This is a genomic window from Mycobacterium sp. TY815 (assembly GCF_030755135.1).
Lineage (GTDB): Bacteria > Actinomycetota > Actinomycetes > Mycobacteriales > Mycobacteriaceae > Mycobacterium.
In genome coordinates this window covers 3,721,849-3,734,986 of record NZ_JAUFRX010000001.1, presented here as the reverse complement: position 1 = coordinate 3,734,986, position 13,138 = coordinate 3,721,849, and the positions used below count along the sequence as shown (strand labels likewise).

Sequence of the window (13,138 nt, the reverse complement as noted above, 5' to 3'; positions counted from 1 at the left end):
GTTTCAAGGCACAGAATCAAGAAGAAAGGTAAGGAGGTGACGCGGTATGGCTCAGCGTGAGTGGGTCGAGAAAGACTTCTACAAGGAGCTTGGCGTCCCCTCCGATGCCGACGCCAAGCAGATCAAGACCGCGTACCGCAAGCTGGCTTCCGATCTGCATCCGGACAAGAACCCCGCCGGAGCCGAACGGTTCAAGGCAGTTTCTGAGGCGTACAGCGTCTTGTCTGACGAAGCGAAGCGCAAAGAGTACGACGAAACCCGCCGGCTGTTCGCCGGCGGCGGCTTTGGTGGCCGTCGGTTCGATGCGGGTAACTTCGGCGGCTTCGGCGGAGGTGGTGATGGCGCCGAGTTCAACCTGAACGACTTGTTCGACGCCGCCGGCCGGTCCGGCGGCGCCAACATCGGCGACCTGTTCGGCGGCCTGTTCGGGCGAGGTGGCACCACCCGGCCCAGTCGGCCGCGCCGGGGCAACGACCTGGAGACCGAGACGGAACTCGATTTCGTCGAGGCCGCCAAGGGAGTGGCGATGCCCCTGCGGCTGACCAGTCCGGCGCCGTGCACCAACTGCCACGGCAGCGGCGCACGTCCGGGCACCAGCCCGAAGGTGTGTCCGAACTGCAACGGCGCGGGTGTGATCAGCCGCAATCAGGGCGCGTTCGGTTTCTCCGAGCCCTGCACCGAATGCCGGGGCAGCGGTTCGATCATCGAGCACCCGTGCGAAGAATGCGGCGGCAACGGCGCCACCACCCGTACCCGGACCATCAACGTGCGGATTCCGCCGGGCGTCGAGGACGGGCAGCGGATCCGGTTGGCCGGACAGGGTGAGGCCGGGCTGCGTGGCGCACCGTCGGGCGACCTGTACGTAACCGTCCACGTCCGTCCCGACAAGGTGTTCGGCCGTGACGGCGACGATCTCACCGTCACCGTCCCGGTCAGCTTTACCGAATTAGCTTTGGGTTCAACGCTTTCGGTGCCCACGCTGGACGGTAAAGTCGGCGTCCGGGTGCCGAAGGGCACCGCAGACGGCCGTATTCTGCGGGTGCGTGGGCGTGGTGTGCCCAAGCGCAGCGGCGGCAGCGGCGACCTGCTCGTCACCGTCAAGGTGGCCGTTCCGCCGAACCTGGAGGGTGCCGCCCAGGAGGCGTTGGAAGCCTATGCGGCGGCCGAACGTTCCAGTGGCTTCGACCCAAGGGCTGGATGGGCAGGTAATCGCTGATGGCGATGAACCCGAAGAAGAGTGAGGAATCGCGGACCTTCCTGATCTCGGTGGCTGCCGAGCTGGCCGGCATGCATGCGCAGACCCTGCGCACGTATGACCGGCTCGGCTTGGTCAGCCCACAGCGCACCCCGGGCGGTGGGCGGCGCTACTCCGAGCATGATGTGAACCTGCTGCGCGAGGTGCAGCGCCTCTCCCAGGACGAAGGCGTCAACCTTGCCGGGATCAAGCGCATCATCGAACTGACCAATCAGGTCGAGGCGCTGCAGTCCAGGCTGAAGGAGATGGCCGAGGAACTGGCGGTGTTGCGCGCCAACCAGCGCCGCGAGGTCGCGGTGGTGCCGAAGAGCACGGCGCTGGTCGTCTGGCAGCCCCGTTCGCGCCGGTGAGTTACGGGCTCTCGCCGAAGATTCCGGCGAGTTCTTTGCCCACATTGCCGACCCCGGAGACGAAGGCCTGCGTCAGGGTGTCGAGCACGCTGGTGTTGTAGAAGCCGGACAAGAAGTTGCCCAGGTTCGCCCACCCGGATTCCAGGGTGCCGAAGTTCTGGAAGCCCGATAGGTCGACGCCGCCGGCGTTGAGCGCGCCGGACACCTGTTTGACCGCGTTCCCGATACCGGACACGGCGCCGTCGGACACGTTGAAGAAGCCCGAGGCGCCGCCACCGCCGGAGTTGAAGAACCCCGATGACGGCACCGGACCTGAGTTGAAGAATCCCGGAGCCTGCTGGTAGCCGAAGCCGAAGGTGAACGGTCCCAGACCGCCGTTGCCGGCCATGCTGAGGGGGTTGGAGAAGTTGAAGACCAGCGGTGTTTCGGGGTTCAGCACGCTGGGGTCGATGGTCCATCCGCCCAGTTGCTGAGTGGTGATCGGGATCGCCGGGAGCGTGCCGCTCAGCACACAGCCGACGAACGGGATGTAGATGATGCAGATCGTGACTTCCAGGCTGATCGGGATGTCGAACTTCGCGATCGTGAACAAGTCCTGGGTGACGGCGTTGATGGTTCCGCTGATCGGGATCTCGATGTCGCCCGCAATGCTGTAGTCGTAGGGAATCTGCGGGATCGTGGTTTCGTAGTGAAACCCGCCCAGGCCCTGGTAGTCGCCCCGCCAGAAGAACCCGTTGTTGTAGTTGCCGCCGTTGAACCCGCCGGTGTTGAAGTCGCCGTAGTTCCCGATGCCGGTGTTGGAGTCGCCGTTGTTGATCCAGCCGGTGTTGTAGTTGCCCGGGTTGAAGCCGCCGGTGTTGTAGTTGCCCGGGTTGAAGCTGCCGGTGTTGACGTTGCCGGAGTTGGCGATGCCGGTGTTGAAATTGCCCGAGTTGCCGAAGCCGGTGTTGACCAGGCCGGTGTTGAAGAAGCCGCTGTTGACCTGACCGGTGTTACCGATCCCGGTGTTGAAGTGGCCGGAGTTCCCGATGCCCCAGTTGCCCTCACCGGAGTTGAAGAACCCGACGTTGTTGGTGCCGGAGTTGAACAGGCCGACATTGCCGCTGCCCGAGTTCCAGCCGCCGAAGCCGACCTGGCCGTTGCCCGCCAAGCCGATGCCGATGTTGCCGTCACCGGTGTTGCCGAAGCCGATGTTGTTGGTGCCGGTGTTGCCGAAGCCGATGTTGAGGGTCCCGGTGTTGCCGAAGCCGAGGTTCTGGACGGCGGGCAGCGATCCCAGACCGGAGTTGCCGAAGCCGACGTTGCCGAAGCCGATGTTGGCAGGTCCGAAGTTCTGGTCGCCGATGTTGCCCCAGCCGATGTTGAGGTTGCCGATGTTGGCGCCGCCGAGGTTGAAGGTGCCGATGTTGGCGTTGCCCAGGTTGTAGGCGCCCAGGTTGGCGTTGCCCAGGTTGTAGAAGCCGTTGTTGGCCACGCCGAGGCTGAAGGTCGTCTGGTTGACGCCGTCCCGGAAGAAGCCGGCCAGGTCGACGCCGAAGTTCTGGGCGCCGGAGATGTTCGCCGGGATGCCGCCGCCGGTGTTGAGCCAGCCCGAGAGGGTGTTGCCGAGGTTGGAGAAGCCGGACTGCATGGATCCGAAGTTCTGCAGCCCGGAGTTTCCGATCACCCCGGTGGTGACGTTGTAGATGCCGGAGTTGTTGCCGAAGTTCAACAGGCCCGAGGCATTGCCGGTACCCCAGTTCAGGAAGCCCGACGAGAAACCAGTGGTGGCGTTGAGGAAGCCCGGCGTCGGCTTCATGTCGATAAGCGGCAGGTAGGCGGGTCCGCCGCCGCCCAGCCCGAGCAGGTGGATGATCGTCGGGTTGTTGGGGTCCGGGCTGCCGATGTCGATGTTGATCGCGGGCTGAGTGCCGAAGTTGATGGTGATGGGTGTGTTCGATGGCGCGTTGATGTCGCCGCCGTGGATGGTGATCGGCCCGAACGGCGCGATGACGGTGCCCTTGAAAATGCCGAGGTCGAGGCTGCCTCGGGCGTCGAACCGCGGAATGGTGATTGCGGGGACGTTGACGTTGGTGATGGTGCCTGTGATCGGGATGTGCAGTGGCGCGTCGACGGTGAGCACGGCGTTGACGCGCTCGACGACGATGGTGTAGTTGGCGGACATCAGGCCCTGCATGTCGTCGCGCCAGAAGAAGCCGTTGTTGGCGGTGCCGGTCATGAAGCCGCCGGTGCCGAACTTCCCGGAGCTGGCCAGGCCGGTGTTGTAGTCGCCGGGGTTGGCGTAGCCGGTGTTGAAATGGCCGGTGTTGGACATGCCGGTGTTGAAGTTGCCGATGTTGAACAGGCCGGTGTTGTAGTTGCCGGGGTTGGCCAGGCCGGTGTTGAAGTTGCCGGTGTTGAACAGCCCGGTATTGAAGGTGCCGGAGTTGCCGATGCCGGTGTTGTTGGTGCCGGTGTTGCCGATGCCCCAGTTGCCGGTGCCGGAGTTGCCGAAGCCGACGTTGCCCGTGCCGGAGTTGAACAGCCCGATGTTGAAGCTGCCGGAGTTGGTGCCGCCGATGCCGACCTGGTTGTTCCCGGACAGCCCGATGCCGACCCCGCCGATGCCCATGTTGCCGATGCCGGTGTTGCCGGTGCCGGAGTTGAAGTAGCCGGTGTTGCCCGAGCCGGAGTTGAACATGCCGGTGTTGCCGTGGCCGGAGTTGAAGAACCCGGTGTTGCCCGCCCCCGACATCAGTGAGCCGAATCCGCTCTGGCCGTTGCCGGTGAGCCCGATGCCGATGTTGTTGTCGCCGGTGTTGAACAACCCGATGTTGTTGTTGCCGGTGTTGGCCCAGCCCTGGTTGAAGTTGCCGGCGTTGGCCAGTCCGGAGTTGCCGATGCCCACGTTGAACAGGCCGGTGTTGTCCGCCCCGAAGTTCAGCGGGCCGAACCCGATCTGGTTGTTGCCGGACAACCCGATGCCGATGTTGTTGTTGCCGGTGTTGCCGAACCCGAAGTTGCCGTCGCCAGTGTTGCCGATGCCGAAGTTGCCGTTGCCGGTGTTACCGAAGCCGATGTTGTTCAGGGCCTCGGTCAGGGCGGGCCCGGCGTTGCCGAAGCCGAGGTTTCCGGCGCCGATGTTGCCGAACCCGAAGTTGGCGTCGCCCAGGTTGCCGAACCCGAAGTTGTGGCTGCCCAGGTTGCCGCTGCCCAGGTTGAAGTCCCCGATGTTGCCGCTGCCGAGGTTGAGCTTGCCCAGATCGGCCAGGCCGACGTTGAAGATGGTGTCGGTGGGGCTGCGGAACAAACCCGCCACGTCGGTGCCGATGTTGTAGAGACCCGAGAGGTTGGCCGGCGTCGCCATCCCGGCCGTGCTGGTGTTGTAGATCCCGGACACGGTGTGGCCCAGGTTGGCAAAACCCGAGGACATGTTTCCGAAGTTCTGGATGCCCGAGACCATGGTGCTGGTGCCGTTCCACCAGCCCGACACGCTGGCGCCCAGGTTGCCGAAGCCCGACACCGTGCCGGCCCCGCTGTTGAAGAAGCCTGACGAGGGGGTGGCGGTGGTGTTGCCGAAGCCGGGGGTCGCGGGGATGTCGAGGAAAACGATGCGGATGGGTCCCAGGTGGCTGCGGATCTGGATCGGTATGACGGTGGAACCGTCGGGCTTGCCGATATCGACGTTGATCTTCGGCAGGGTGCCGCCGACACTCGGGATCTGGATGGGCCCGATGTTGAAGTTGGTGATGCCGATCGCGTTGATGGTGAGTCGCGGGAACGTGAACCCGTTGAGCAGCAGCGCGCCCAGGTCGACCTTGATCGGCAGGTAGATCGGGATGTTGATGTCGAGGTTGAGTACCGGGAACTCGGGGATGCTGAACTCCTGGTGCGTGCCCCACAGGCCCTGGTAGTCGGCCCGCCACAGGATGCCGTTGCTGTAGTTGCCGCCGTTGAGCAGACCCGTGTTGACGTTGCCAGAGTTGCCGAAGCCGGTGTTGAAGTCGCCGGTGTTGAAACTGCCCGTGTTGAAGTTGCCCTGGTTGAAGTCGCCGGTGTTGACGTTGCCGGTGTTGAACGAGCCGGTGTTGTAGTCACCCGGGTTGGCGATGCCGGTGTTGGTGGTGCCCGTATTGAACAGGCCGGTGTTGAAGGTGCCCGCGTTGGCGATACCGGTATTGCCGGTGCCGGGGTTCCACAGGCCGTAGTTGCCGATACCCGCGTTGCCCAGGCCGATGTTGGCGGTGCCGGAGTTGCCGATACCGACGTTGCCGGTCCCGGAGTTGAAGAACCCGACGTTGTTGCTGCCCGAGTTGAACAGTCCGATGTTGCCGCTGCCGGAGTTCCAGCCGCCGAATCCCTGCTGGCCGTTGCCGGACAAGCCGATACCGATGTTGTTGTTGCCGGTGTTGCCGAAGCCGATGTTGAAATTGCCGTTGTTGCCGAAGCCCTGGTTGCCGATCCCCAGGTTGCCCAGGCCGATGTTGAGGTTGCCGAGGTTGCCCGAGCCGGTGTTGCCGTTGCCCAGGTTTCCGTTGAAGACGTTCCCGTCACCGACGTTGCCCAGACCGAAGTTGCCGTTGCCGACGTTGCCGAAGCCGACGTTGCCGTTGCCGAGGTTGCCGGCGCCGATGTTCTGCAGGCCGAGATTCGCGAAGCCGATGTTGGTGACCGGGTTGTTGTTGAACAACCCGGCGATGTCGTGGCCGATGTTCTCGATGCCCGAAATGTTGGCCGGGTTGGTCAGGCCGGTGTTGAAGGCACCTGAGACGGTGTGGCCGAAGTTGGAGACGCCGGACAGGAAGTCGCCGAAGTTCTTGTAGCCCGAGATGCCGGAGGTCCCGGCGGTTGTGTTGAAGAAGCCCGACACGTTGCCACCGAAGTTGCCGAACCCGGAGGAGACGCCGTTGCCGGTGTTGAAGAAGCCCGACGACGGAGACGTCGTCAGGTTCATGACACCCGGCCGCAGCGGGATGTCGATCCACGGAATCTTGATGGGAAGCAGGCCGCCGTTGCCCTGGACATCGATGATGGGGCCGGCGGAGGTGCCGATGTTGACGGTGATCGCAGGCAGGCCGATGCGGATGTTCGGGATGGGGATCGGGTTGACGTGGACGGCGTTGACGCTGATGAACTCGAAGAATGTGGTGGTGACGTCAACCGCCGGGATGGTGAAGCCCTGGACGGTGAGGATGCCGAGGGTGCCGGTGATCGGGATGTCGACATTGACCGGCACCCGGAAGTTCAGCGGGATCGCGGTGTCCGGGATGCTGGTGCTGCTGCTGTAGCCCCACAGGCCCTGGTAGTCGCCCCGCCAGAACATGCCGTTGTTGAAGCTGCCCACGTTGAAGGCGCCGGTGTTGACGCCGCCCGCATTGCCCAGGCCGGTGTTGTAGTCGCCGGCGTTCGCCCAGCCCGTGTTGTAGTTGGCGGTGTTGAAGCTGAAGGTGTTGAAGTTGCCGGCGTTGAAGTTGCCGGAGTTGCCGATGCCGGTGTTGCCGATGCCGGTGTTGAGCAGGCCGGTGTTGAAGAAGCCGGTGTTGAGTTCGCCGGGGTTGAACAAACCGGTGTTCAGGTGGCCGCTGTTGCCGATGCCCCAGTTTCCGGTGCCGGTGTTGCCGATGCCGTTGTTGTCACTGCCGGAGTTGAAGAACCCGGTGTTGTTGGTTCCGGAGTTGAACAGGCCGGTGTTGCCGGTGCCGGAGTTCCAGCCCCCGAAGCCCTGCTGGCCGTTGCCGGTGAACCCGATTCCCACGTTGCCGTCGCCGGTGTTGGCCAGGCCGGTGTTGGTGTTGCCGGCATTGCCGAAGCCCTGGTTGACGCTGCCGGCGTTGGCGAATCCGGCATTGGAGTTGCCCAGGTTGCTCCAGCCGCTGTTCAGGTTGCCGAAGTTGGCCAGACCGACGTTGCCGTCGCCGAGGTTGCCGAATCCGAGGTTGGCCAGGCCGCGGTTGCCGAAGCCGATGTTGTTGTCGCCGACGTTGCCGAAGCCGATGTTGTTGTCGCCGACGTTGCCGAAGCCGATGTTGTTGTGCCCGACATTGGCCAGACCCAGGTTGAAGATCGACTCTCCGGGCGGCGGTATCTGGGTGAAGAATGCGCCGGCGAAGTTGGCGCCCACGTTGTAGATGCCGGAGAGGTTGGCCGGCGCCACCGTGCCTGTGTTGACGATCCCCGATATGGTGTCGCCCAGGTTCGACATGCCGGACAACAGCGTGCCGTAGTTCTTGAAGCCCGAGACCGCGACACTGCCGAAGTTCTGGAAGCCGGAAATGTTGGCGCCGATGTTGCCGACACCGGAAACGGTGCCGCCGACGGCCGTGTTGAGAAAACCCGAGGCGTTGTCGGTGGTGTTGAAGAAGCCGGTATGCACCGGCAGATTGATGAGCGTCCAGTCGACGGGGCCGATGCTGGCCGTGGCGGGGATGGTGACTTTCGTCGTTCCGTCGAGTTTGCCGATCTGGAAGTTGACCGCGGGCCCGGTGATGATGACCTGCGGGATCTGCACCGCGTTGATCTTGCCCGTGGCGATCGGTAGTGGGCCGATGCTCACTGATGCGCCGAAGTTGACATCCTCCAGCCGGATGCCGCTGAAGACGGTGTTGGTGAAGCCCGCCGTGATCGGGATGTTGATCGGCGCCTCAATGTCGACGTGCGCGGGGATCTGCGGGACATGAATGGCGTAGTGAGCGCCCCACAGCCCTAACCGGTCGCCACGCCAGAGGAAGCCGTTGCTCTGGTCGCCGGTGGCGAAACCTCCGGTGTTGATGTCGCCGGAATTGCCCAGACCGGTGTTGTAGTTGCCGCTGTTGTACAGGCCCGTGTTGAAGTCACCGCGGTTGCCGATTCCGGTGTTGGTGTCTCCGAAGTTGAACAGCCCGGTGTTGTGGTTCCCGATATTGGCGATGCCGGTGTTGACCACGCCGGTGTTGAACAGCCCGGTGTTGATGCTGCCGGCATTTCCGATACCGGTGTTGAAGTTGCCGCTGTTGCCGATGCCCCAGTTGCCGTTGCCGGTGTTGCCGATGCCGACGTTGTTGGTGCCGGAGTTGCCGAAGCCGCTGTTGCCGACCCCGGAGTTGAGGCCTCCGAAGCCCTGTTGGTTGTCGCCGGTGAGGCCGATGCCGATGTTGTTGTTGCCGGTGTTGCCGAAGCCGATGTTGAAGTCGCCGGTGTTGCCGAAGCCGAAGTTGCGGCTGCCGAGGTTGCCGAAGCCGAAGTTGTAGTTGCCGTCGGTCAGCCCGGCACCGGCGTTGCCGAATCCGAAGTTACCGTCGCCGATGTTGCCACTGCCGAAGTTCAGGCCGCCGATGTTGCCGAAGCCGAAGTTCGAGTTGCCCCAGTTGCCGCTGCCGATGTTGAGGCTGCCGACGTTGCCGCCGCCGAAGTTGTTGGCGCCGAAGTTGTTCAGGCCGACGTTGAAGGCCGGCCCAGTCGGGGTGTTGAAGAGTCCGCTCATGTCGAGGCCGGAGTTGAACAGGCCGGAAACGTTCCCGGGATTGACCAGGCCGGCCAGGCTGGTGTTGTAGAAGCCGGACACACTGTTGCCCAGGTTCGCCCAGCCCGACACCAGCGACCCGTAGTTCTGGAAGCCCGACACGCCCAGTGCCGCGACGCCGCTGTTCCAGATGCCCGACATGCTGCCGCCGATGTTCCCGATACCTGAGGAGCCGCCGGCGCCGGAGTGGAAGAAACCCGACGACGGGTTGGCGGTCGTGTTGCCGATGCCGGAGGCCGCCGGGATGTCGAGGAAGGTGATCGTGCGACTTTCCAGGGCGCCTTTGATCGTGATGGGGATGCTTGTCGTCGGTCCACCGATGGAAAGGGTGACCAGGGGAGCCGTGATCGACGAGCCGCCGAGGTTGACCGGTCCGAAGTAGAAGAGCCCTTGCGGCGCGACGAACGGCACCGGCAGGTAGAACGTCTGGGGGAAAACGGTTCCGGCCACGGTTACCGGAATCACCATGCCGCCGAGGGTCATCGGCATATTCACCGGAATGACCATCGACATGTCGACCGGGATGTAGGGCGTGGTGTAGGAGAGGTTCACCGCGATCTGGCCGGCGTTGTTGCCGCTCTGGGAGAAGCCGTTGTTGAAATTGCCGCTGTTGAGCAGGCCGGTGTTGACATCGCCGATGTTGAAGAAGCCGGTGTTGATGTTGCCCGGGTTGACGCTGCCGGTGTTGGTGTTGCCGACGTTGAAGTCGCCGGTGTTGGTGTGGCCGATGTTGAAGGAGCCGGTGTTGTAACTCCCGGGGTTGAACAGACCGGAGTTGACGTTGCCGGCATTTCCCCAGCCGGTGTTGTACAGGCCGGTGTTGCCGATGCCGGTGTTGCCGGTACCGGGGTTCTCGGCGCCCCAGTTGCCGACGCCGGCGTTGAAGAATCCGGCGTTCGCGGTGCCCGAGTTCCCGATGCCGACGTTGCCGGATCCCGAGTTGAACAGGCCGACGTTGTTGCTGCCGGAATTGAACAGGCCCAGGTTGCCCACGCCGGAGTTCAGGGCGCCGATGCCGTACTGGTTGTCGCCGCTGAGACCGATCCCGAAGCTGTTGTTGCCGGTATTGCCGAATCCGACATTATTGCTGCCGGTGTTGGCGAAGCCCTGGTTGGAATTACCGGCGTTGCCGAAGCCGACATTGAAGCTGCCGAGGTTACTCAGCCCGTAATTGAAATTGCCGAAGTTGCCGGAGCCGATATTGGAGAGACCGATATTGTAATTGCCGAAGTTCTGGTTGCCGACGTTACCGCCACCCCAGTTGAAGCTGCCGAGGTTGCCAAAGCCGCGGTTTTCGCTGCCGAGGTTGGCGAAACCGATGTTGGAGTCGCCGAGGTTGCCGTTGCCGTAGTTGCTGTTTCCGACGTTGCCGAAACCCCAGTTGCTGCGCCCGACGTTGGCAAAGCCGTAGTTGGTGCCCGCGGACGGCCCGCCGAAGAAGCCGGAAATATTGTTGCCGTTGTTGAAGCCGCCCGAGATGAATGCCGGCGTCGCGAAGTCCAGAAAGCTCGAGTTGTTCAGGCCGGATACGGTGTTGCCCTTGTTGAGAATGCCCGAGATGAAGGTGCCGGTGTTGGCGATACCGGATGCCCCGACAGCGCCTTCCGAGCTGTTGAAGATGCCGGAGTTGTTGGCACCGGAGTTGAAGATCCCGGATGCGGCGCCGTCGCCGCTGTTGAAGAAGCCGGACGACGGGGTGGTCGTGGAGTTGAAGAAACCCGGACCGTTGGTCAGGAAGTGGCCCTGATTATCACCACGCCACAGGAACCCGTTGTCGTAATTGCCGGTGTTGAAAGCGCCGGTGTTGACGTTGCCCGGGTTGAAGAAACCGGTGTTGTAATTGCCATCGTTGAAGAAGCCGGTGTTGTAGCGGCCCAGATTGAAGCCGCCGGTATTGCTGTTGCCCGGGTTGAAGAAGCCGGTGTTGTAGTTGCCGCTGTTGCTCCATCCGGTGTTGGCGATTCCGGTGTTGAAGATGCCGGTGTTGGCCTCTCCGGAGTTTCCGATTCCGGTGTTGAAGCTGGTACCGGAGTTGCCGATGCCGAAGTTTCCGTTGCCGGAGTTTCCGATGCCGAAGTTATTGGTGCCCGAGTTGAACAGACCGACATTGCCGGTGCCCGAGTTCAGGCCGCCATATCCCGATAACGCGTTCCCGAAGAGCCCGATGCCCTGGTTTCCGTTGCCGGTGTTGCCGAAGCCGATGTTGTTGTTGCCGGTGTTGCCGATGCCGATATTGCCGCTGCCGGTATTGCCGAAGCCGATGTTGTTGAATGCAGCGGTCAAACCCGGCCCGACATTGCCGAAGCCGAAGTTCCCGGTGCCGAGGTTCCCGCTGCCGATGTTGCTGTTGCCGATGTTCCCGGAACCGAAATTAAGGTCACCGATGTTGCCATTGCCGATATTGCCTTCACCGATATTGGCGAGGCCGACATTGCGGAAGGTTCGGCCGGCGGCCGCCGAGATCGCGTCCAGAAGCGGCACCGAGGCGGCCGGCGACGCACCGAGCAGGTCCTGCAAACCGGTCGGGAAGGGATTCAATCCGGCAGCTGCCGACGCGACACCGGTGTAGTAGTTGAACATCGCGGTCACGTCCTGAGCCCACATCTGCTCATAGACGGCCTCGGCCGCCGCGATTGCCGGTGCGTTCTGGCCCAGGATGTTGGACAGGACCAGCGAGACGAACTGGTTGCGGTTGGCCGAGATGATGAGCGGATTGACGGTCGCCGACACAGCCGCTTCGAATGCGGCTGCGGCAACCCGGGCCTGGGCCCCGGCCTGTTCGGCCTGGGTGGCGGCGCTGCTCAGCCAGCCAAGGTAGGGGGCCGCCGCGCTTGCCATGGCCATCGCTGATGCGCCCTGCCACGACGACCCCACCAGCCCCGACGTGAGCGAGGAAAAAGAGGACGCGGCCATGCCCAGTTCGGCGGCCAAGGCATCCCACGCCATCGCGGCACGCAGGATCGGATCCAGCCCGGCCCCGAAGAGCAGTCGTGCCGAATTGATCTCGGGGGGCAGTACCGCGAAACTCATCACCCGTCCCTATCCGACACAGGACCGCCACCGATGCGGCGAAGGCAGATGACTATTCAACAGCTGTCGGACAAGAATGTCCGATTGATTCTGAAAAAATTCGGAGAAGTTTCGCAGCGTCAGACGCGGATGGAAAATGCGGCACTTAACGCGTCGCGGGAGCCGGCTTTTCGATAGCCGCCCCGGCGTAATGCGTCCGTCGGGGCGGCCATCGGCTCGAAGCAGATCACGTCCTCACCCGGGGGCGCGAAGATCTGCGCCGCGGTGTAGCCCTGCTCGAAGCACACCTCCATGCGGCGAGCGCCGGCACTCACCGCGAAGACGGCGCCCTCGCCGACGCTGTCGTAGGCGTCGTCGAACGTGTCAGTGCCAAGTCGTTGCGAGCGGGCGGGTTGCGCGACGGCCTCGCCGGTCGGCAGTCCGCGGTCGTCCAGAGACAGGTGGCGCAGCGGCGGCGTCTCGATCACCCACTCGGAGCGGTCGGTGTTCGGCAGCTGGAGGTACGGGTGGTAGCCGAAGCACAATGGGACGGCGCGATCACCCGTCGGCGTCACGGTGGTGCGCAGGGTCAGAGTCCGCTGGGCGAGTCCCACCGTCACGGTGAGCACGTGGGGATAAGGGAAGCTGGCCAGCAGTCGCTCGTCGCCGCCGAAATCCAGCTCGGCGCTGAGTTCACTGGCCGACTCGGATGTCACGCGCCACCCCGGGTACGCGGCCAGCACGCCGTGGATGGGCAACCCCGCGGGGTCTGCTCGCACCCCGTGCTCACCGGGCCGCAGCCTCACCGTCACGCCCTCGGCCTCATATGTATTGGCGCTCAACCGGTTTGCCCAGGGATACAGCACCGGAATGCCCATCGTCTTGCCGTTCTCGAGATATGCCTCGAGCCCCCTCCGCTGGCCGAGCAACTCCACGCCCGCATCGGTCAGCGAGGTGCCGATCATTCCCGCACTGGGCACGAACCGGGCCTCGACCGATGACGACGGGTCGCGCAGCGTGACGACGTGCACCAGATCCTCCTGAGGA

Annotated in this window: 4 protein-coding genes; 2 read left to right on the top strand and 2 right to left on the bottom strand. The window is 63.7% G+C overall.

Annotated features, from left to right (window positions below; translation table 11 throughout):
• The first annotated feature begins 46 nt into the window (after nucleotides 1–46).
• Both dnaJ and QXK92_RS16265 read left to right on the top strand, forming a co-directional pair.
• Nucleotides 47–1,216, top strand: a complete 1,170-nt coding sequence (dnaJ, locus tag QXK92_RS16270; RefSeq protein ID WP_287039084.1) for a molecular chaperone DnaJ — start codon at nucleotides 47–49, stop codon at nucleotides 1,214–1,216.
• Nucleotides 1,216–1,605 (top strand): heat shock protein transcriptional repressor HspR, encoded by a 390-nt coding sequence (locus tag QXK92_RS16265; protein WP_306242841.1) that lies wholly within the window; start codon nucleotides 1,216–1,218, stop codon nucleotides 1,603–1,605. The genes dnaJ and QXK92_RS16265 overlap by 1 nt, the downstream gene beginning before the upstream one ends.
• Before the next feature lies 1 nt (nucleotide 1,606).
• On the opposite strand, the gene QXK92_RS16260 is transcribed toward QXK92_RS16265, so the two are convergent.
• Nucleotides 1,607–12,112, bottom strand: a complete 10,506-nt coding sequence (locus QXK92_RS16260; protein ID WP_306242839.1) for a PPE family protein — start codon at nucleotides 12,110–12,112, stop codon at nucleotides 1,607–1,609.
• Between the two features lie 119 nt (nucleotides 12,113–12,231).
• Entirely contained in the window at nucleotides 12,232–13,122 is an 891-nt protein-coding gene (locus QXK92_RS16255) for an aldose 1-epimerase (protein ID WP_306242837.1), read from the bottom strand.
• Between the last annotated feature and the right edge of the window lie 16 nt (nucleotides 13,123–13,138).